Source organism: Agrococcus sp. GW821-FHT14H11, assembly GCF_058803545.1.
In genome coordinates this window covers 1-20,853 of sequence record NZ_JBXAPA010000001.1, presented here as the reverse complement: position 1 = coordinate 20,853, position 20,853 = coordinate 1, and the positions used below count along the sequence as shown (strand labels likewise).

The following is a 20,853-nucleotide window of genomic DNA, read 5'->3' as shown; positions in this document are numbered from 1 at the left end:
AGCGCGACGGCCCGCGCGGGCCCAGGGCGCGCGGCCGCCCGCCGCCTAGGATGGCGGGCAGAGCACGACGCGACCGTGGATGGAGACCGTGAAGACGCTGCAGACCCTGAGGACCGGCCTGTGGCATCTGCGCAAGGGAGGCGTGCAGCAGCTGCGCTCGTGGCGCCTGCGACGCGGGGCCGCGGCGCGCAACGGCGATCCGGCGGTCGCGCGGAGCCTCACCGACGACATGCCGATCTGGCCCGTCGTCGACCGGCCGACGCGGCGCCCGAGCGTGCGTGTCGGCGTGATCATGGACACCTTCTCGGCGAGCGCGTGGGGCTACGAGTTCGCGGTCGTCGAGCTCACGCCCGACGGCTGGCGGCGGCAGCTCGGCGAGGCGCCGATCGACCTGCTGCTCGTGGAGTCGGCGTGGGCCGGCTCCGGCGGCGCCTGGCGCTACCAGCTGACGGGCTCGAAGGCCCCGAGCGAGCCCCTGCGAGCGCTCGTCGCGCACTGCCGCGAGCAGGGCATCCCGACCGCCTTCTGGAACAAGGAGGATCCGCCGCACTTCGAGGACTTCCTCGACACGGCGCGCATCTTCGACCAGGTGTTCACCACCGACGCGGCGCTCATCGACCGCTACCGCGAGGCGCTCGGCCACGACCGGGTCGAGGAGCTCGCGTTCGCGGCGCAGCCGGCGCTGCACCACCCGATGCGGCAGCAGGGCCTGCACCAGGTGCGCGACATCGGCTTCGGCGGCAGCTACTGGTCGCACAAGTTCCCCGAGCGCCAGGCACAGATGGATCTGCTGCTGGGCGCGGCCGCCGACGTCGCCGAGCGGCGTGGGATCGGCTTCGACATCTACTCGCGCTTCGAGGACGACCCGAAGTACCGCTTCCCCGAGGCCTTCCTGCCGTACGTGCGCGGTTCGCTCGACTACGAGCGCATGCTCACCGCGTACCGCGCGCACAAGGTCATGCTCAACGTGAACTCGGTCGTCGACAGCCCCACGATGCTCGCCCGCCGCGTGTTCGAGATCCTCGCGAGCGGCACGCCCGTCGTGTCGACGCGCAGCGCCGCAGTCGAGCACTGGTTCCCGCGCGGCGAGGTGACGATCGTCGACGATCGGGAGGAGGCGGAGCTCATGCTGCGCGCCCTCGTGCGCAGCCCCGAGCTGCGCGACCGGCAGGTGCACCTGGCGCAACGCCACATCTGGCGGCACCACACCTTCTCGCACCGGGCGACGCAGGTGCTCGGCGCGCTCGGGATCGACGACCCCGCCGCGTGGCGGCGGCCCAGCGTCAGCGTGATCGCCCCGACCATCCGCCCGCACCTCGTGCCCGGCATCATCCGCACCACGGCGAAGCAGGTGGGCGTCGATGTGCAGCTGCTGCTGCTGCTGCACGGCTTCGACCAGGACGAGGCCGAGCTGCAGGCGCTCGCGCGCGAGGCGGGGCTCGCGGAGCTGGTCGTGCTGCGCGCAGGCATGGATCGCTCGCTCGGCGCCAACCTCAACGCGCTCGTCGCGGCGAGCGACGGCGACGTGATCGCGAAGCTCGACGACGACGACCTCTACGGCGAGCACTACCTCGCCGACGCGTGCTTCGCGCTCGACTACTCGGGGGCCGAGCTGGTCGGCAAGGAGGCGCGATACCTCCACCTCGAGGCGGTCGGAGCCACCGTGCTGCAGAATCCGCACCGCGAGCACCGCTGGGTCGATCTCGTGGGCGGCCCGACGATGGTCGGGCCGCGCGCGACGTGGCTCGCGACGCCGTTCGAGGATCGCACGCTGGGGGAGGACACCACCTTCCAGCGCGGCATCCTCGCGGCTGGAGGCGGCATCTACAGCGCCGACCGCTTCGGCTTCATCCAGATGCGCGGCGCCCGGGACGGGCACACCTGGAGCACCGAGGACGAGCGGATCCTGGCGAACAGCCAGGTGCTGAGCTTCGGGCTGGCCGCGGAGCACGTGCTGCTCTGAGCCGGAAGGCGTCAGCGGGACGATGGGGCGACCCGATCCAAGGCCGCCCGAAGCACCTTCACCTTCGTGTCCCGGGGGCCTGTGGGAAGGACGAGCCAAGCATTCGATGCGCCCATCAAATCGTGGACGATCAGCTTGGACGGGGCCGCCGCTTGAGCAGAACGGATGCCGAACTCGAGAGCGTTCTGATCGATCCACCACTGGGCCGCGCCGCGCCGCGCCTTGTGCAAAGCACCCGCAGCCGCCGCGTCTGCGACGCATCGTCCTGCGGGCGTCGGCCTGAACACGACGACCCCGGCCGCGTACATCTCCCACGGCGCCGGGCTGCTTCCGAGTAGTCGCACTCCCAGATCGGCATCGCCGAGGCTTTCGATGAGGGAGGAGAGGTCCTTCAGGATGACAGCGTCGACATCCATGAGAATTACTGGAGACGCTGTCGAGGCGAGTATCTTCGGCGTGACGACGAATCGCACCAGTGACGCGAGCGGCCCTAGGTTCGCTCCGGGTTCGACGTCGATGAACACGAACTCGCAGCGGTCGGACAGCGACTGCAGGCGCTCGACCTCTGCTTCCGCGCTCTCTCGAGAGCCCAGCACGACCATGACAAGACGCGCACCCGGACTACATGCCTGCTCGAACGACGACACGAGCATCGGGCCGAATGCCTGCAAGTAGGTGAGGTCACACGAGATCACGACGCTGTACTCGCGCTGAACGCCCCCGAACTCGACCCCCTCGAGCCCGTACTCCAGAGCGCCGACCAGCTCCGGGTCGGGCACCGCATCGCTCATGTCGGACGGGAGCATCACGGTCGAGAACGGGACCAGGATGTAGCTCTCGAAATCTCGCCGCAGCGATTGTCGTACGGTTCGGACCTCGTCCTCATAGCGAGCGATCTCGCCAGCGTTGTAGAGGGCGATCGCACGGAAGATGCCCAGGATTGACGCAGTGTCCTGATCCTGGATACCGCCCCGCAGCTCTTCGATCCTGCGCAGCGCATCCGGTGCGGGCTCGCTGGCGAGAAGTCCCCGCGCCACGAAGGACGCCGCGGCCACGGACTCTCGGCGCGCCAGGGCGCGGCGAGCAGTCTCGAGGTACCGCGCGGAGTAGTTCATGTCCCAGACCTTCATGAGCGAGCATGCTCGGAGGAGCGGGAGATCCTGGGTCGGGTCGGCTTCGGCCGCCGCGAACAGTGCCGCGAGCGCAGCCTCGTAGCGCTGCCGATCCTCCGCATCCCTGGTGAGCTCCACGCTGGCCGCGAGGGTCAGGCCCTGCTCGAGTAGCGGGCGGAAGTCCGCGAGGACGGGCGGTTTCGGCTTCTCTGAGACCTGCGTCGGGGGACTCGCCGTCGCGGACGCGCTGGGCCTGAGGTCTGCCAGTTCCCGCTGCAGTACGGGCACGATCGACTCTCGACTCAACGGTCGGTGGCCGATCGGGTCGGGCCAGAGATCGACCGAGACCAGCCCTCGGTCCGAGACTTCGAGCTGTGCTGCCTCCAGCGGAAGTCGGAGGATGTCCTCGACCGTGTGGTCGGCTGCATTAGTGATTAGGCGCGCGGAGGGAACGCGCGCGCTGTGGCGGAACCGCTCCAGGATCGACACCTGCTCAGGGTGGACGCGACGGTGCCGCATGAAGGAGCCACGGAGGAGGTCGCGCTCCATGTCTTCGAGGGCTTGCGGGAACGCGTATCGGACCATGTCCAACTGGGGCACCTCGGCGACGGCCCGGGACCCGGGCGTCACCGAGGCCATCTGCAGCGCCTCGAAGCCACCCATAGATGACCCGTAGAACAGCGTCGCCGAGTTCCGCAACTTCCACGTCGCTCGAACCGCGTCGAGCACGCTGGCGACCTCGGTTGGGATGTCTAGCGTCGGGTGCATCATCCAGCCCGCCAGAAGGGTCTCGCTCGCGTAGAGCGTAGATTCACTCAGGATCGCGATGTTGACGTCAGCGAACTCGTCGGCCCAGGTCCATCGGTGATAGACCGGGTTGCGTCGATTCTCGCGGGGCTGCGCCGCAGGCAGGAAGCACAGGAGTGGCGCGGATGCATCTGCGAAACGCAGAAGCGCGTCTACGTATATTCCTTCGCCGATGTCAGCGTGAATGTGACGCCATTCCCCGACGATCACCCGTCGGCCGAGACGGAAGGTTTCCAAGTCCTCAGGTTCGGGAAGGTCCACGGGCACTCCACTCCTCCTGGTCGCTGTGTCGCACTGCGGCACGGCCTCTCCACGCGCAGTGATTTTGGAAGAGCCTTGCTGTGACGCTCTCAGGCTACTAGGAAGCGATGGCGGCTGTCGCGAGACAGCGCCCAGCGGGGCATCCCACGCTGCAGGTGTTAGTGGCGCTTCTGGATCGCGGTGTAGCCGAAATCGTCGCTCAGTCTGCGCAGCACGTCGCGATATACCGCGTGGGAGTAGTGGAACGGGGCAAGCCCCCATTTGTGGTTGGGATCGGCGACCACGATCGACGCGTCGACTTCGAGCATGCGGAAGCCTCTGTTGCGCAGCTGCGCGTAGTAGCGCTTGAAGCGCTTGTTCGCGTCGGCCGCGCGCACGCCCATGCTCCAAGGCGACGGCTTGCCCTCGGTCGTCAGCACAGCCCAGGGCACCTGCAGCACCACCGTGCGATCGAAGAGGCGGAGGGCGCGCAGCCGCTGCTCGAAGTCTGCGACGTGCTTCGCCCAGATCGCGAGGTGCTCGTCGCTGCCGAACTCGATGTGCTCGGCGTCCTCGAATCGCTCCTCCAGCTCAGGGATGCGGATGGTGTCGATGCTGCGGGTGGCCACGGTGCCGTCGCTGAAGCGGTAGACGCCGTGCCGCTCGTCGGCCAGATCCCAGAGCAGCACATCGACTTCGGTGGCTAGGGCCTCGAGCCGCCCGAACAACCCGCCGGAGAAGTCGGCGCGGATCATCCGCTCCTGGAACTTCGACGAGACCGTCAGGTGGTCGGGCAGGTGCGCTGACGCGTCGTTCCCGGCCGAGAGGAGCGACTGGCGCGCGATATAGCCGCGGAGGTCGACTGATGCCGGGGACGCAAAATCAACCGCGTCGCGTGCGACGCAGCTGCCGTAGACGAGCACTCGAGTCGCGTGATCATCGCTTCCGGTCACAGCGCTCCAGGTGCAGATCAGGGCGCCAGGGAAACCCAGCGCGTGTCCAGCAAGGGTATCCGGCCACGAGGCGTTCGACCCCTGCGCCCTGCAGTGGGTAGATTTGAATTGATGCGCGCTCCCAGGCGCGCGCGGATGGTGACGCTGCCGCGCTCGCCCAGGGCGGGACTGACGAACGATACTTGCGAGGAATAGCACTATGGAACCCACACAGACCGTCTGCGTCGTCGGTCTCGGCTACATCGGCTTGCCCACGGCCGCCATCCTCGCCGCGAACAATCACGACGTGATCGGCGTCGACGTCAACCCGCGTCACGTTGATGAGATCAACGCCGGACGAGTGCCGTTCGTCGAGCCCGACCTCGAGTCGGTTGTCGCGGGTGTCGTCGCCCAGGGGCGCCTCAAGGCGCAGGTGGAGATGCCGCACGCCGACTCGTACATCGTGGCGGTGCCGACGCCGTTCACCGAGTCCTACGATGTCGACCCGAAGTACGTGCAGGCTGCAGCCGAGTCAATCGCCCCGCGGCTGCGGGGCGGCGAGCTCGTAATCCTCGAGTCGACCTCGCCTCCCGGCCTCACCGAGAAGATGGGCGAGTACATTCTCGTAGCCCGCCCGGACCTCACGCTGGCGCCAGGCGAGCACAACAGCCTCTACCTCGCGCACTGCCCCGAGCGCGTGCTCCCCGGCCGCATCATGATCGAGATCGTTGACAACGACCGCATCATCGGTGGCGTCACCGAGCAAGCAGCTGCCAAGGCCCGCGAACTCTATGCGACGTTCTGCAAGGGCGAGTTGCTAATGACCGACGCGCGCACGGCCGAGATGGCGAAGCTCGTTGAGAACTCGTACCGTGACGTCAACATCGCGTTCGCGAACGAGCTGTCGGTCATCAGCGACCGCCTCGGCATCGACGTATGGAAGCTCATCGAGCTCGCGAACCACCACCCTCGCGTCAACATCCTCCAGCCAGGCCCGGGCGTCGGCGGGCACTGCATCGCGGTCGATCCCTGGTTCATCGTCGCGGCTGCCCCCGAGGAGGCCAAGCTCGTGCGCCTCGCCCGCGAAGTGAACGACGCCAAGCCGCACTTCGTGATTGAGAAGGTGATGGCCAAGGCGGCGAAGTTCCGCGACCCGGTCATCGCGATGCTGGGCATCGCGTTCAAGGCCGATATCGACGACCTGCGCGAGTCTCCGTCCAAGTCGATCGTCGAGAAGCTGGCGGCTGAGGTACCGCACGCCCGCCTGCTTGTCGTCGAGCCGAACATCGAGGAGCTGCCCGCGTCGTTGGTTGATCTCCCCAACGTCGAGCTGGTGTCGCCAACCCAGGCTCTCGAACGGGCTGACATCGTCACTGTCCTCGTCGACCACCACCAGTTCAGGGATATCGACCGCGCCGCGCTCCAGGGCAAGATCGTGATCGACACCAAGGGCCTGTGGCGATGACTGACTGACGCTGGCAGCCCACCCCATGCGCGTACTGCTCCTCTCCCACTACTTCGAGCCGGAGAACTCGGCCCCGCAACGACGGTGGTCGGCCTTGATCGCGCGCTGGGTCGCGGCAGGGCACGAGGTCGCGGTGTTCTGCCCGCCCCCGCACTACTTGCGCGGGTTCATCGAGCCGCAGCACCGATCTCTCCGGTCGGGGACGGTGGGCCCGGGCGCCGGCGGCGCCCGCGTCTACCGCGTCGCGTACGTGCCGCATGGCCGCGGCATCGTGTCGCGCACCGTCGACCATCTCGTGGCCGCGATCTCGACACAGCGGCACGTGCGCCGCGCTGTTGCACGCGGCGAGGTCGCGCCGGATGTGGTTATCGCCACGGCACCGGCAGTGCCGACGCTGTTGGCAGGAGCGCTGCTCGCCAGGCGTTTGGGGGTTCCATTCGTAGCCGAAATGCGGGACGCCTGGCCCGATCTCGTCTCCCATACGCCCGGTCTTCAGGGCGGACGAGGGCTTGTTGGACTGCTCAAGCGGCGCATACACGAATCGGTCACACGGTGGCAGCAGTCGGCGCAGCTGGTCGTGACGACGACCTCGACTTTCGCGACCGTGCTGCGAGAACGCGGCATCGATCAGGTGCTAGTCGTCCGAAACGGCGTTGACCCGGACCGATACGCGGCGCTCCCGCCACGCGATGCTGCGCACGAGCCGCTTCGTGTGCTGTACATGGGTAATATGGGGCGCAGCCAGGGCCTGGAGACGGTCGTGCGAGCCGTCGCCGCATTGCGCGCGGACGGGGTCTCGATCGAAGCCCGGTTCGTCGGCTACGGCGCCGATGTCGCGCGCCTGACAAAGCTGAATCGCCGACTAGGCGGACACGTCGACATCCGCGGGCCGATCCCGGCCAGCGAGGTGTCGACACACTACGCGTGGGCCGACTCGATCATCGTCTCCCTGCGGGCCTGGGAGCCGATGCAATGGACCATTCCGTCGAAACTTTTCGACGCCCTGGCGTCTGGGCGCCATGTCACCGGCCTACTCGCGGGTGAGGCGGCCGCGCTGCTCGCCGACTCGGGCGGTGGCACGGTCGTCGCTCCAGGCGACTGCGACGCGTTGGTCGCGGCATGGTCTCGGCTCGCTCAGGACCCTTCGGGGCTCGACGTCGAAGCGCAGTCGATCCCCTGGGTGCGCGCCAACGCCTCGCACGAGGGGCTGGCGCACACCTACGCCGACGCGCTGAGCAGAGTGGTCGCGGAGTGGGGCGGGGCGACCCGCCCCTAGCCCGCAGCCCGCGGCCAGGGGCGGCGCGCGAGCGAAAGTTCCTGCGCGATCACCCGCTCGGCGGCGACCTGCTCTGCGACGCGCTCCGCAGCGCCGCGAGAGAGCGCCTCGAAGCGAGCGGGGTCGTCGACGAGGCAGGCCATCGCTTCCGCGAGTCCCTCCGCATCCTCAGCGGCGACCAGAATCCCGGATCGTTCGTCGACGAACTCGGGTACGGCGGCAACGTCGGAAGCGATCGGCACCAGGCCCGAGGACATCGCCTCGCCGCGCGAGACGCCCTGGGTGTCCATGCGGCTGGGGGTGAGGAAGACACCGTAGTCCCGGTGGAGCTCGGCGATCTCGAGCTGCGTCAGGAATCGCTTATGCAGCTCGACGTTGGCCAGGCCAAGCAAGGGCTCCGTCACGCTGTCGAACAGCGGGCCGTCGCCGTAGAAGGCGAAGCGGAACCGCTCGAAGTCCGGGCGCGTCTGGCGCAGTCGCAGGACCGCCGCGACCGCGAGGTCGTTCGCGTAGACGTTGGAAGCGTAAGGGCGCACAGAGAGCACCCGGTAGCGGTCGTCGGCGGCCTTCTGGCGGAAGCGGAAAAGAGACGTGTCGATGGGGTTATGGATGACACGGTAGCGGTCGTCCGGCAGCCGAACGCCAACATCCTCGAACGTCTGCTCTGCGAGGTAGTCGGAGACGAACACGAACTGCCAGCCGGCGGGCGGCGCGTCGAACACCTCGCGCCACATCGCCATGCGCTCCGCCGAGCGCTCCTTGGCCGCGGTCAGCTCATCTTCATTCGCATGCTGGAAGGACCGGCGGTACCACGGCTGCACCTCGAAGCCATGGATCCACACGGTCACCGCCGCGTCCGAGTCGGCGTCCCGAAGCGCCTGCCAGACTTCGGTGTCGAGGAAGTGGACGAGCACGCGACGGATGCCGGATCCCTCGACGGTGCGCCGAAGGGTCTGGGCGTTCATCGTCGCCACGTCCACGTCACCGAACTCGCGGAAGCGGGGCGCATCGATGCGAGCGTCGACGAGTGCGACGTCGACCTCAAAGCCCTCCTGCGCGTAGGCCCGAACACGAGATGCGACGAAACCGTTCCGGTAGAGCTGGTCATAGGAGGGATAGATGTTGGTGACGAGCAGGTTCTCAGTCCGCATCACGAGCGGCTGCGGTGCGGACTGTAGCGGAGCGCGCTGGTACTGCTCGATGCGTGTCTCGCCGCCTCCAGAGACGCGGAGCCCGATGCGCACGCGCGCCGTGCCGTCGGGTGCTCTGAGCGCGACGTTCTTGCCGTTGCTCAGCATGGTGTGCCCGAGCTTCCGCTGCGCCGCGTCGAGATACACGACAACCAGCATCACATTCAGTCCGGGTGTCGCGGTGAAGTGCGCGACCTGACGGTCGTCGCTCGGGAGCACGTCGAGCGGCAGCGTCGTCCGGCTGTACAGATACTCGTGCTGACGAGTTTCGAGATCGGACTCCACCGCGAAAGTACCGTCGTCGAGCCGAGCAACCCGCACGTGCCCACGGGATGCGATCCCCTCGAACAGCTCAGGCAGGGGTACGGCAAGAGAAGCGTCGACCTGCTCTGGCTCGGCGTGCAGCCGATCGGCATAGTCGCGAAGCGCACTGAGGCTCATCCCCGCGTCGAGGTCGAGTGCCGATACCGGCTCCAGCGCGTCGAGCGGCAGCTCCGTGCCGCCCTCGCAAAAGTCGAGCGTCGAGACAGCGAGGCCGGAGAAGCTTGAGGGGAGTTCCTCCAGCCCCTTGATCCTCACAATGCCCCGTCCCAGATTGATCGCTCGCTGCATCGTCCAGGCCGATCCGCCGTCGCGGCGCACCAGGGCTCCGCTCGCGTTGCTCCAGCGCTCGACGTGACCGACGCCGTCGACGTCCGCCCAAGCGAGCGTTCCGACGAGATCGTCGAGGTAGCCGGGGCCGTACCAACTCGACGCGTCCCAGGCGCCAACATGGGTCGCTCCGGACGCCCGGGCCGCGTCGAGGGCAGCACTCGCCGACTCCACCACTTCGACCGCGGCACCCGGGACCGACACGACCTCCGCGCCCTCCCCCCAGAGGATCAGGCGCCAGTCGTCGTGAGACTGGTGGACGGCCATCCTGCAGACGTGCGCCAGCGCGGGTGCGTCCTCTATGTGCGCGACGATCGCAGGCACCACGACGGCCGCCGGATCGAGAGGGAGGCGGCACATTCTTGCGATGTACGCTAGTCGCTCGCTGTAGGTGTGCTCGGCCATCACCTTGCGCAACGCCTGGTTGCGCAACCGCTCATGCCCGTTCTCGACTGCATCGAGTGCCGCCGCACGGCGCTGGATCTCGGCGGAGCCGCTGACCGTCATGACCAGGTCCCCGAACATTAGGCGCAGGCCGCGCGCGAAGTTACTGATTACCGTTGTGTTCGACGCCACGAGCTCGAACACGCGGCGCGCGAACATCGACTGGCTCTCTTGCACGGAGTTCAAGTTGAGGTTGCTCGTATACCCCTTGTACGCCACGTCGATCTCCTCGGGTAGCAGCCCGCCGACGATGTGCGAGCGGTAGCGCTCCGGGAACGTGTGGTCGGGGTGCGGCTTCGCGAAGTTCCGGTCATAGATGTCGAACCGGCCGAGTTCGGTGATGGCGGTCGCGAGGTCATCAAGATCGCGATTCCGGTGCGGGTACTTCTTGTAGTAGGCGCCAGCGAAGGCGCAGCCTTCGATCCGGTCGAACAGCTCGACCGGATTGTGGTGCAGCGGCTGCGCCGCGAATGGCAGGAAGTGGACGCGTTCATGACCGAGCTTGGCCTTGTAGCGGGGGACGCAGTCGAGGTCGGTGGTGAAGACGGCATCGAACCGGCTCGCCAGGTTCAGGAAAGTCCCGAAGTGCACGGGATCTTCCTTATTCCAGAAGGCGGTAGGTATGCCGCGCTCTCGGCACCAGTCAAGGATTCCGAGGATCTCCGGTCCGCAGCGCGACACGGTGTTCCACCACGTGTCCTTGAACCCGCGCCACGCGGACTCGACGAGGAGCAGGTCGGGCTGAGCGGCGGTGATCTCCGCACGCCAGTCGCGCATCGTCAGCGGCGCGAAATCTGCCTCAGGGCTGAACGAGTTGAACGAGAACGCGTCGAGCACGCAAGCGACGGTCAGGCGGCCGGCGCGGCCGCCCCGCAGCCGGATGGGCACCGGTTCCACCGAGCGTCGCCGACCCTCGATGAAGTCGGGCGCGCTGGAGTCTGCCTGACGGCTCATACTCGGGTCTCCTCGGTCTGAGCGGACGTCGTCGAAGAGCGAGCGGCGTCGGCCGGCTCGCGGAGGATGCGGAGCATGACGAGCGGCATCCGGAGGAAGCCGCGGAACGAGGTCACGCCCTCACGCAACGCCTTGCCCAGGCGGAAGGTCTTGCTCCCGCGCACCTCGACGAGTCGCGCTCGGTACATGCGCACCTGTCGCTCGGCCTCGTCCAGCCGCTCCAGCCGTGCTTTCGTCCTCGCGTGTTCAGCGCGCAACTCGTGCAGAGTCTCGATCGGGACGTATTGCCCGATCTCATCGGGCTTGATCCCGTCGCCCGTCGTCAGTAGCGCAATGCGCCGTTCGAGCTGCCGCTCGCGCTCCTGCGCCTCCGCTATCCACGTGCGCACCACGTGGCGGTCATCCCGCGCGCGCGCGGCCCGCTGGGCGTCCCCCTCGGCCTCGTGTTCGGCGACCGCGAGGCGTGCGCGCAGCTTCTCCCCGGCTCGCTGGGACAATTCGAGCGCAGCGCCGAGCTGCTCCAGCTCTTGCTCCGCGTGCACAAGGAGGGCACGATCGTGATCGCGGCTCTGCAACTCGTCGTCCAGGCGAGCAGCGAGCTCATCGAGCTCTCGTCGAGCCTGCGACGCGCGCCTGCGCCGGGCAGCCAGGCGCGTGCTCGCGGCTCGGAGCCGAGTGGCGAGCACGTCCCGCTCGAGCTCGACGCGCTCCGCGCGCGAGCGGGCCTGATCGAGCTCCTCTAAGAGTCGATCCACTCGGACTCCATCGCCTGGCTCGCCTACGCCGCCCGTGGACTGATTGGCCTTGAGATCGGTCACTGCAGCGCGAGCCGACTCCTCTGTGCGCCGGAGCATGCTTGCTTCGGCGTCCCTCGCGAGGAGGGCCTCCCGCAGCTCGACGATACGTGCCGCGTGCTCAACCTCGCGCTGCTGGCTTGAGGCGAGGAGCTCCAGCGCCCTGTCTGCGCGGGCAGCCGCGTCGGCGTTCGCGCCACCACCGGCGAGAGTCGCGCCGGAGCGCAAGTTGCCGATGAGCTCGGTGGCGCCGCGGTACTTCGCGTTCGCCGCGTTCAGCCGCTCCTGCGTCGACCGTGTGCTCTCCTCGGCCGTGTACATTCGCGTGGCGAGCTGCACCGTCGCTTCGATCGTCGTGTCATCGACAGGCTCGTGCCCCGGTGCGAAGAGGTGCGTGGGCGAATAGTTGAACGTGGCCTCGTAGCGATATCCGAGAGGGCCGAGCCGCTGATAGGCCTGGCGGAAGTGCTCGGCGCTGAGCACCTCGATGTACACCAGCGGACGGTCCTGCTCGAGCAGGAGCGCGGCACCCTCCAGCACCGAGAGCTCCATGCCCTCCACATCGATCTTCACGGCGGCGACCCGATCCGGATAGGCCTGTTGGTCGAGCGTGAGGATGCCTGTTTCGCCGACGGCCGCCACGTCATCGGACTCGGGTTCATCGCCCCCGGCTCGGACGAACTGCGCGCCGAGGTTCTTCTCGTCCCGCCTGAGCAATGTTCCTCGTCCGGATCGCGCGCCCACCGCGCTCTCTCGCACTTCGAGCAGCTCGTCGAAACCGTTCAGGGCGACGGACCGCCTGATGGCCTGCGTGAGGTGCGCGTCGGGCTCGAACGCGATCACGCGTATGCCGCTCGCGGCGAGGTATAGGCAGTGGTTTCCGACGTTCGCGCCTACGTCGAGCACGAGTTGCCCCGGCTCGACGCGTCGCGCCATGTCGACAAGCAGCCCCTGCTCGTAGATCTCGCCTCTCGCCAGAATTCGCTGGATGTAGTCCGATCCCGCGTCGGGGACGACGACCTGGTACGCGCGGTCGCCGACGCTCAGCGTCGCAATGCCCTCCACGCGTTCGTGCGCGACGTCAGTCACTTGGCTCGCCCTTCCTGATAGATCAGCGATTGCCGCTTTGTGCGAGCTGGTCGAGGGTGCTCTGGTAGAACGGGTGCACGTAGTGGAAGGGGCTCCGCCCCCACTTGTGGTGGGCGTTCGCGACAAGCAGGTCAGGCGAGTATGACAGCTCGCGAACCACCCCCCGCTCGCGGGCGAGCTCGTAGAAGTCATCGAGGAGCGCATTGGCGGCAGCGGTCGCTCGCTGGTTCGCGAAAGGCTCGCCCACTTCGTCGACTTCGCTCCAATAGACCCGGTTGAGGATGATTCGATCCGGCGGAACGATGGTGAGCAGCGAATCGAGGCCCTCCCGGAACCGCCGGCGGTGCTCGGGAGAGCCCGAAGTCACAAGCTCTTCAGGCCTGGGTTTCGGCAAGCAGGGCGAGATCTCTGGCGACTGCGTGACCACGCTGTCTCCGATCTGGCGAAGCGCGAAGCGCTCATCGATGAGGTCAATGAGCAGGGCGTCGAACGCATCCGAGGCGAGGAGCCTCGGCAGCAGCTTCCGGACATCGGCCTCCACCATCCGACGCTGGAATGCCGAGGGATTCGCCTCGAGGTCGAAATCCGGCATCTCTGCGGGGGCCGCAGCGAACGCCGAGCCCATCGATGACCTCGCGAAGTAGTGCGTGAGCGGCGGTGCTCCATCTAGCGCGAACGCGTCCCGCGTGACGCACGAGCCGTAGATGAAGTAGCGCTCGCCGCCGTCGTTACGTCCCGTCTGCGTCACAGTCGGTCCTTTCCAGTCGTGCGGGCGCTCTTCGCCAGCGTCCCGCCCGTGCTAGTGGAACTCGCGCCGAATCGGATCGTGTGCAACTGCGTTGCGTCGAAGTCTGGCTGCCGCTCGCCCACGCCGAGGATCTCGGCTATCGCTTCCAAAGTCCGGGCGGATGCCGCGCCGTCGCCGTACGGGTTGACTGCCGTGGCCATGTCCTCGTATGCGGCGGCGTCCGTGAGCAGCCGCGTCGTCGCAGACACGACACGTTCGAAGTCGGTGCCGACGAGAAGCACCGTGCCCGCCTCGACCGCCTCGGGCCGTTCGGTATTCTCGCGCATCACGAGCACCGGCTTACCGAGACTCGGCGCCTCCTCCTGGACGCCGCCCGAATCGGTGAGCACGAGTCGCGAAGCCGCCATGACTTTCGTGAAGTCCGCGTACGGCAGCGGCTCCGTGACGACGACATTGGCGATGCCTTCGAGGTGGGGCAGCACAGCGCCGCGCACCGCCGGGTTCCGGTGGACCGGCAGCACGACGAGGTGGTCGTCGTGCCGGCGGGCGATCTCCGCGATCGCGCGGCCGATGGAGTCCATGCTGTCGCCGAGGTTCTCGCGGCGGTGCGTCGTTGCCAAGATGATCGGGCGCCCGCTCCGGATCGCCTCGGCCACAGTTGGATCGGTCGGCACCGTATCCCACTTCGACGCTTCCAGAAGTGCGTCGATGACGGTGTTGCCGGTGACCACGATAGTCTTCGGGTCGAACGCTTCCTGCAGCAAGTTGTCCCGCGAGCCGGTCGTCGGCGCTAGATGCAGCTTGGCGACTTGGCCAATCAGCTTGCGATTGGCCTCCTCAGGGAACGGGGAATCGATGTCGCCGGTGCGCAGGCCGGCTTCGAGGTGCACGACCGTCACCTGCCGGTTGAAGGCGGCGACCGCCGCCGCCATCGCAGTCGAGGTATCGCCTTGCACGATCACCACATCGGGCTGCTCGACGACGATGAGCTCATCGATGCCGGCGATCGCGCGCGAGACGATGCTGTTGAGGGACTGGCCGGGCCGCATGAGGTCGAGATCGTGCCGGGGAATGATGCCGAACAGCTCGTTCACCTGATCGAGCATCTCGCGATGCTGGCCGGTGACGACCGGGATGGACTCGAAGCGGGGGTCGCGCTCGAGCGCCTCGATTACGGTGGCGACTTTGATCGCCTCCGGTCGCGTGCCGTACACGGTCATGACCTTGTGGGGCATCAGGATCTCCTCAAACGCGTGACAGGGAGGGTCGGTTAGGCAGGCGGAAAGCTCGGCGGGTGCGACGCAGTCGCGCTGACCAACGCCTTCTTGGCTGCCTCGTGCTTGCCAATCGCGATGCTGTGAGCGTAGTAGCGGTACATGTTCGCGACGTCCTCCGCGGGGCCGTCGGCGATCAGCGCGCCGTTGTCGAGCCACAGCGCACGCGCGCACATGTCCTCGATGGTCTTCGCCGCATGGCTGACAAGGAACACAGTGCCGGCCCGATTGATGAGGCCGTCCATGGCTTCCTTCGCGCGCTCCGTGAACGAGGCGTCGCCGGTCGAGAGCGCCTCGTCGATCATGAGGATCTCCGGATCCGCCGCCACCGAGATCGCGAATCGCAGGCGCGCGCCCATGCCCGAGGAGTAGGTGCGCATCGGCTGCCTGATGCGATCGCCAAGGTCAGCGAGCTGCTCGATGCGTTCCTTGGCGAAGTACGCCTCATCGGGCGACATGCCCATTGCGAGCGTGCCCAGCCAGATGTTCTCCTCGCCCGACATCTCCGGTACGAGAGCAGCGCTGACGCCCAGCAGCTGCGGCTGCGCTGAGGCGACGACGGTGCCGGACGTCGCCGGCTGGAGCCCGGCTAGCACCCGCAGCAGGGAACTCTTCCCCGAGCCGTTGAGGCCGACGATGCCGATCGACTCGCCTTCGCGAGCGGCGAGGCTGATGCCCCGGAGTACGGGGCCGGTTACAGACTGGCGGCTTCCGCCCCGCCACCAGCGCGCGTCGCGGTTGCGTTGGACGGTGTAGCGGAGGCGGATGTCCTCGGCCGCGATCGTGACTTTTGGCTCACCGCTCAGGCGCCATCCCGCGTGCAACTCACTCACGGCCATACCGCTCCTCGTTAAGCCAGAACACCGTGAAGCCGAGGACCAGCAACCCGGTGACCCATCCGAGCAGGATCAGCCAGGTAGCGCCGCCCGGCACAGCGCCGTCGATGAGCACGGCGCGGTACGCGTGCAGAAGTTGGAAGACCGGATTCGACTCGACGATCCCCAGAACGACTGGGTCGTGGATGAACCGATCGATAGGGAACATCACCGCGGAGCCATACATGATGATCCTTGTCGCAAAGCTCATCGCCTGTGCGAGATCCGGAAGGAGGCTTCCCAGCCAGCCGAAGACGAGGGCGAGTCCGAGGTTCAGTAGCAGCTGCAGGCAAAGGATCACAGGGAAGAGGGACCATGCGGTCGTGGGCAGCTCGTGTGGCGGGATGGCCATGATCATCGCGATCATCACCAGTAGCGCGGGCAGCGAGCTAAGCACATCGCGCACCACGAGCGAGACGGCGAGCGCGGCGCGGGGGAATGCAAATGCCCGGATCAGCGGCTTGGAGCTGCGGATCAGCGAGGCTCCGCCGCTGACCGCCCGTGACGTCGGCTGGAACATGAAGACGCCGATGAGGACGAACGCGAAGTAGTTCGGAAGGTCGCCGCCAATGTTCAAGACGAGGTCGAAGATGACCCAATAGAAGGCGGCGTCGAGCAAGGGGCGGATGACGTACCACGCCATACCGAGCCGTTCGTTCGAGTACCGCGTCATGGCCTCACCGCGAGCGCCCGCCCAGATGAAGTGGCGACGGTCCCAGAGCTCGGTGACGTACTCACGCAACGGTGGGCGCCTGCCCACGCGGCGGAGATCCGAGAGGTCGCCGTATTCCGCCTTCAGCGTGCGTCGGAACGGCGTCGAGAGCATCGCCTCGCCGGCTTGTCGCGTCGACCAGGCCCGTCGCCACTGCGTCCGGAGTCCCCTGAACTCAGGTCGCGGCGACGAAGGGGTCATTCGCATTTCTGAGCAATCCGAGTTCGGGGGCATGGGGTGGCACGCACCGGGCGCGTCCGCTCAATGTTCCCACATCGACGGTTCTGCGCCGATTGCACCGAACTCGCGGCGGTAGGTCGAGCCGACGGATGTCCACGTCCGCTGGGCGGCGCGCTCCCGGCCGAGTGCGACGAGCCCTGCGCGAGTCGGCTCGTCGCGCGCCAAGCGCTCGATGGTGTCGGCGAGCGCGGCCGCATCGCCCGCAGCGACCGCGGCGCCCAGGGCGACGAGCTCGTCGCCGATGGCCTCGAGCAATGGAGGCAGAGCGCTCACGACGAGCGGCCGTCCGCTCGCCATCGCCTCGACGGGTTTGAGTGGAGAAACAGTGCGGGTGACCTCGCGGTCGTGCCGCGGCACGACGAAGAGGTCGAGGGCGTCCCGGTAGGAAGCGACGGCATCCCGTGCGACCCGGCCGGTGAAGCGCACCGCGTCCGCGATGCCCGCGGCCGCGGCCTGCGCCTCGAGCGCTCCGCGCGCGGTGCCCTCGCCGACGAGGAGTACGCGGATGTCGTGGCCCCGCGACCGCGCGATCCGCACGGCCTCCAGCAGCACGTCGAAGCCCTCGTAGTCAACGAGGGACGAGGTGGATCCCACCCAGAAGCCGGCGCGCGGCAGGTCTAGTGCGCTGCGTGCATCGGCTGCCGGCGGCGGGGTTCGCTCGAGCAGCGACGCGTCGATGCCGTTGAGCACGAGGTGGATGCGCTCGCGCGGCACCTCGCGCGCTGCAAGGTCGTCGCGCATGCTGCCCGAGAGCGTGAACACCACATCGGCGACAGTCGCGAGCTCGGCCTCGCGCTCGCGGGTCAAGCGGAACCGCTCGCTCGCCAACGCGCGATGCCGGGCCTCCTCGCTGCCGAGACCCGCGACCCAGGTCTGCTCGAGCATGCCCCGCACCTCGTACGCCCACGGCACGTCGAGCGCCTGCGCGACCTCGCGGACGACGATCGCGTTCGGGTAGTGGGTCGTGGTGTGCAGTGCGGACGGCCGCACCTGCCTGGCCAGCGACAGCAGCGCATCCGCCTGCTGCGAGAGCCGACCATCGGGGGTTGCGGCGAGGTGGCGCGGCAGCGCGCGGTGGTACTCGATGCCGTCGACCACGTCGAGCGCCGCGGCGCCGATCCCGCCCACGACCACCGGGTAGCCGACGCGCGTCATCGCGGTCGGCGCGAGGTCGGCCTCGCGCTGCGCCGCCAGCACCGCGTGCGACCGGACGGTGTAGCCGGATTGCGTGTGGGGGAGGGAGTTCGTCAGGAGGTGGAGGATGCCCGATCGTGGCTCTCCGATGCGGACGTCGTCGCGCGGGCTCCAACGCAGCCGCGTCCCTGGCGTCATGAGCGCCAGCTCGGCACGGAGCACGCGATGGAGCCGCGTGCGCGGCGCGCGGTCAGCGAGGAGAGCGATCGCCTTCGACGCCTCGCCCAGCTGCCAGGCCGCACGCGCGCGAGCGACCGGATGCACGGCCGGGTCATCGGCGATCAGCTCTGGGCGACCCGATGCGTGCGCGATCTCAGCTGCCAGTCGGCCGAGCGGGCCTCTGGCCGAGAGGTCATCGAGCATCGCTCGGGTGGCGGTGAGGTCCCCCGAGAGCCAGGTTCGGGCGAGTTCGCGCTCCGGCCCGCCAGTGGCACGAGCGAGCGACAGCAGGGCGGTGCGAGCGCGAGGGAATCGCCGTGCGACCTGCACGCCGAAGGTGAGCGGGTCCTCCAGCAGGGAGCGTGACGCAGTGGTGCTCGCCATCGCGACGTTGTGCGCCAGGCGCGAGGCTCGACGGGCTCGGCTCTCTCGATACATCCCGTCACGCGCGCCGACCTCAGACATGACGGCAATTCTTCCACCCACTAGCCTGACCCCATGCCGCATTCCGTCACCAAGGTCGTGATTCCTGCTGCGGGCCTCGGCACGCGATTCCTCCCGGCGACCAAAGCGCTCCCGAAGGAGATGCTTCCCGTCGTCGACAAGCCCGCGATCCAGTACGTGGTCGAAGAGGCGGTGCGCGCCGGATTGCCCGATGTGCTGTTCGTGACCGGGCGGAACAAGAATGCGCTGGAGAACCATTTCGATCGCGCGACGGAACTTGAGGCCATCCTCATGAAGAAGGGCGACGAGGATCGCCTTTCGCGCGTCGCCGAGTCCACCGATCTGGCGAATGTGCATTATGTGCGGCAGGGAGATCCGAAGGGGCTCGGGCACGCTGTCCTCCGATCGAAGGCGCATGTGGGGGACAATTCGTTCGCCGTGCTGCTCGGCGATGACATCATCGACGGCCGCGACCACCTGCTCGAGCGCATGCTCGAGGTGCATGACGTGCGCGACACCTGCGTCGTGGCGCTCATGGAGGTCGACCCGTCGCAGGCGCACCTCTACGGCATCGCGACGGTGGAGGCGACCGACGAGGACGACGTCGTGCGCGTGCGCGGCCTCGTCGAGAAGCCCGAGAGCGGCTCTGCGCCCTCGAATCTGGCGATCGTCGGGCGCTACGTGCTGAAGCCGGAGATCTACCCCGTGCTCGAGCAGACGCAGCCCGGACGCGGCGGCGAGATCCAGCTGACGGATGCGCTGCTGACGATGGCCGAGGACGACTCCGACGGCGGCGTGCACGGCGTCATCTTCCGCGGCCGCCGGTACGACACCGGCGACCGGCTCGACTACATCAAGGCGAATGTCGAGATGGCGACCGAGCGGGAGGACATCGGCCCCGGCCTCCGTTCCTGGCTCAAGGAATTCGCCGCTTCGCTCGGCGACTGAGCCTTTCCGCATGTACCCCTATTCTTCGCCCACGGGGAATAGGTTCACAGGGTTGAATGCGCTACCTTTTGCGCATGGCAAAGAAGACCTTGGTTCAGCTCGTCGATGACTTCTCCGGCGATGCGATCGACGACGGCGCAGGCCGCACCGTGCGCTTCGCATTCGATGGAGCCGAGTACGAGATCGATCTCAACAATGCGCACATCGAGGAGTTCGAGAACGACCTCGAGCGCTACATCCGCGCATCGCGTCGCGTCTCCGGGCGTCGCAAGACGTCGAACGCGGCGCCCAGCCGTCGCGGCGGCAGCAGCGAGACCGCAGACATCCGCGAGTGGGCGGAGTCGCAGGGGCTGAAGGTCGCGACGCGCGGCCGCATCCCGGCGGACATCGTGGAGCGCTACCGGAATCGGTGAATGCAGTCAGTGTCTGAGAAGGGCCGCCCGGTGGGCGGCCCTTCTTGGTCTCGATACGCGGTCGGCTGCGCCGACCGCTACTCGACCAGCGGAGGAGGCCAGCGGGGTCAACCGCTACACGACCAGCGGTCAGGGCAGCAGCTCGTCGATGCGGGCCGCGATGAGCGCGAGGCCCTCCTCGTCCGGATGGAGGTCGTCCGGCGCGATGAGGTCGGGACGGCCGGCGAAGAGGTCGCCGAGGTCGAGGTACTCAGCGCCTGCGGCCGTCGCCTCGCGCTCGACGAGGCGGCGCAGCTCCACGAGCGACTGCGGCGTGGGGGAGTCGTCCCACAGCGGCGAGGTGACCACGAGGCGGGCGTCCGGCAGCTGCTGCCGCAGCTCGCGGTAGAAGGCGACCACCGCGGGCTCGAGGTGCTGCCGCACCAGGTCGTTGCGCCCGCCCGACACGACGACGACGTCCGGGTCGTGCGCCGTCGCATCCGCCAGCATCCCGATGTAGGCGGTGCACCCGGGCGGCGGGCAGCGGCCGTCGGCGCGGCCGGTGGCGTAGCCGGTGCCGGGGATCGCGAGGTTGACGACCCGCCAGCCGCGGCGCTCGCCGAGGATGGCGGGGAAGCCGCTGCCGTCGAGCGACGTGCCGGTGCCGACGGTGTAGGAGTCGCCGATGAAGACGGCGACCGGGGCGTCGGGCGGGAGGGACGCGTCGGGCATGCGGCTCGTCTGTGGGTCGGGGGATGCGGTGGGGCGCGGCCAGAGGGCGATGGCCAGCAGGAGGGCGAGGGCGGCGATCGCGGTGAGGGCGATGAGCCGACTGCGGCGCTGCATGGTCTCGATACGGCGGCCTGCGGCCGCCTACTCGACATTGAGAATGGGCGCGGCGGCCTCGCGGGCGCCTGACTTGCTACTCGACAGGCTCCTCGGATGCCTTG

At 68.0% G+C, this 20,853-nt stretch carries 15 protein-coding genes; 5 read left to right on the top strand and 10 right to left on the bottom strand.

The genetic code is table 11. The features are described 5' to 3' along the window. The first annotated feature begins 79 nt into the window (after nt 1–79). Nucleotides 80–1,963 carry a glycosyltransferase family protein gene (locus tag AC1RNL_RS00075; RefSeq protein ID WP_492934085.1) on the top strand — a complete coding sequence of 628 codons (1,884 nt, stop codon included), beginning with the start codon at nt 80–82 and terminating at the stop codon, nt 1,961–1,963. An 11-nt stretch (nt 1,964–1,974) separates the two neighbouring features. On the opposite strand, the gene AC1RNL_RS00070 is transcribed toward AC1RNL_RS00075, so the two are convergent. Then, a complete protein-coding gene (locus tag AC1RNL_RS00070; RefSeq protein ID WP_492934084.1) occupies nt 1,975–4,143 on the bottom strand; it encodes a hypothetical protein in 2,169 nt (722 codons plus the stop codon). Between the two features lie 158 nt (nt 4,144–4,301). Beyond that, complete coding sequence (locus AC1RNL_RS00065; RefSeq protein ID WP_492934083.1) at nt 4,302–5,045, bottom strand: DUF6270 domain-containing protein; 744 nt, start codon at nt 5,043–5,045, stop codon at nt 4,302–4,304. 229 nt (nt 5,046–5,274) lie between these two features. Here AC1RNL_RS00065 and wecC point away from each other — a divergent pair, with 229 nt between their 5' ends. Both wecC and AC1RNL_RS00055 read left to right on the top strand, forming a co-directional pair. Continuing rightward, entirely contained in the window at nt 5,275–6,519 is a 1,245-nt protein-coding gene (wecC, locus tag AC1RNL_RS00060) for a UDP-N-acetyl-D-mannosamine dehydrogenase (RefSeq protein WP_492934082.1), read from the top strand. A 25-nt stretch (nt 6,520–6,544) separates the two neighbouring features. Next, nucleotides 6,545–7,795 carry a glycosyltransferase family 4 protein gene (locus AC1RNL_RS00055; RefSeq protein WP_492934081.1) on the top strand — a complete coding sequence of 417 codons (1,251 nt, stop codon included), beginning with the start codon at nt 6,545–6,547 and terminating at the stop codon, nt 7,793–7,795. Here the strand turns inward: AC1RNL_RS00055 and AC1RNL_RS00050 are convergent. The 7 genes from AC1RNL_RS00050 to AC1RNL_RS00020 all read right to left on the bottom strand — a co-directional run bounded on the left by AC1RNL_RS00050 (nt 7,792) and on the right by AC1RNL_RS00020 (nt 18,098). Then, on the bottom strand, nt 7,792–11,034 hold the full coding sequence (locus AC1RNL_RS00050; protein ID WP_492934080.1) for a glycosyltransferase: 3,243 nt from the start codon (nt 11,032–11,034) through the stop codon (nt 7,792–7,794). The genes AC1RNL_RS00055 and AC1RNL_RS00050 overlap by 4 nt on opposite strands. Then, nucleotides 11,031–12,917, bottom strand: coding sequence for an FkbM family methyltransferase (locus AC1RNL_RS00045; protein WP_492934079.1), 1,887 nt, complete (start codon nt 12,915–12,917; stop codon nt 11,031–11,033). The genes AC1RNL_RS00050 and AC1RNL_RS00045 overlap by 4 nt, the downstream gene beginning before the upstream one ends. Before the next feature lie 22 nt (nt 12,918–12,939). After that, on the bottom strand, nt 12,940–13,665 hold the full coding sequence (locus AC1RNL_RS00040; protein ID WP_492934078.1) for a DUF6270 domain-containing protein: 726 nt from the start codon (nt 13,663–13,665) through the stop codon (nt 12,940–12,942). Beyond that, nucleotides 13,662–14,900, bottom strand: a complete 1,239-nt coding sequence (gene wecB, locus AC1RNL_RS00035; protein WP_492934077.1) for a non-hydrolyzing UDP-N-acetylglucosamine 2-epimerase — start codon at nt 14,898–14,900, stop codon at nt 13,662–13,664. The genes AC1RNL_RS00040 and wecB overlap by 4 nt, the downstream gene beginning before the upstream one ends. Nucleotides 14,901–14,935: 35 nt before the next feature. Beyond that, nucleotides 14,936–15,772 (bottom strand): ABC transporter ATP-binding protein, encoded by an 837-nt coding sequence (locus tag AC1RNL_RS00030; protein WP_492934076.1) that lies wholly within the window; start codon nt 15,770–15,772, stop codon nt 14,936–14,938. Further along, nucleotides 15,765–16,640, bottom strand: coding sequence for an ABC transporter permease (locus tag AC1RNL_RS00025; RefSeq protein ID WP_492934075.1), 876 nt, complete (start codon nt 16,638–16,640; stop codon nt 15,765–15,767). Before AC1RNL_RS00025 ends, AC1RNL_RS00030 begins: the two co-directional genes overlap by 8 nt. 147 nt (nt 16,641–16,787) lie before the next feature. Then, complete coding sequence (locus tag AC1RNL_RS00020) at nt 16,788–18,098, bottom strand: glycosyltransferase (RefSeq protein WP_492934270.1); 1,311 nt, start codon at nt 18,096–18,098, stop codon at nt 16,788–16,790. Between the two features lie 519 nt (nt 18,099–18,617). Here AC1RNL_RS00020 and galU point away from each other — a divergent pair. Together galU and AC1RNL_RS00010 are read left to right on the top strand one after the other, a co-directional pair. Further along, complete coding sequence (gene galU / locus AC1RNL_RS00015; RefSeq protein WP_492934074.1) at nt 18,618–19,511, top strand: UTP--glucose-1-phosphate uridylyltransferase GalU; 894 nt, start codon at nt 18,618–18,620, stop codon at nt 19,509–19,511. 56 nt (nt 19,512–19,567) lie between these two features. Beyond that, a complete protein-coding gene (locus AC1RNL_RS00010; protein WP_492934073.1) occupies nt 19,568–19,924 on the top strand; it encodes a histone-like nucleoid-structuring protein Lsr2 in 357 nt (118 codons plus the stop codon). Between the two features lie 129 nt (nt 19,925–20,053). Here AC1RNL_RS00010 and AC1RNL_RS00005 read toward each other — a convergent pair whose 3' ends face one another. Next, nucleotides 20,054–20,749, bottom strand: a complete 696-nt coding sequence (locus AC1RNL_RS00005; RefSeq protein ID WP_492934072.1) for an SGNH/GDSL hydrolase family protein — start codon at nt 20,747–20,749, stop codon at nt 20,054–20,056. Between the last annotated feature and the right edge of the window lie 104 nt (nt 20,750–20,853).

Bases quoted from the DNA above. Each gene is read 5' to 3' on its own strand.
- AC1RNL_RS00075 (WP_492934085.1), top strand. From the start codon at position 80: ATGGAGACCGTGAAGACGCTGCAGACCCTGAGGACCGGCCTGTGGCAT.
- wecC (WP_492934082.1), top strand. From the start codon at position 5,275: ATGGAACCCACACAGACCGTCTGCGTCGTCGGTCTCGGCTACATCGGC.
- AC1RNL_RS00055 (WP_492934081.1), top strand. From the start codon at position 6,545: ATGCGCGTACTGCTCCTCTCCCACTACTTCGAGCCGGAGAACTCGGCC.
- AC1RNL_RS00050 (WP_492934080.1), bottom strand. From the start codon at position 11,034: ATGAGCCGTCAGGCAGACTCCAGCGCGCCCGACTTCATCGAGGGTCGG.
- wecB (WP_492934077.1), bottom strand. From the start codon at position 14,900: ATGCCCCACAAGGTCATGACCGTGTACGGCACGCGACCGGAGGCGATC.
- AC1RNL_RS00025 (WP_492934075.1), bottom strand. From the start codon at position 16,640: ATGCTCTCGACGCCGTTCCGACGCACGCTGAAGGCGGAATACGGCGAC.
- AC1RNL_RS00020 (WP_492934270.1), bottom strand. From the start codon at position 18,098: ATGACGCCAGGGACGCGGCTGCGTTGGAGCCCGCGCGACGACGTCCGC.
- galU (WP_492934074.1), top strand. From the start codon at position 18,618: ATGCCGCATTCCGTCACCAAGGTCGTGATTCCTGCTGCGGGCCTCGGC.
- AC1RNL_RS00010 (WP_492934073.1), top strand. From the start codon at position 19,568: ATGCGCTACCTTTTGCGCATGGCAAAGAAGACCTTGGTTCAGCTCGTC.
- AC1RNL_RS00005 (WP_492934072.1), bottom strand. From the start codon at position 20,749: ATGCAGCGCCGCAGTCGGCTCATCGCCCTCACCGCGATCGCCGCCCTC.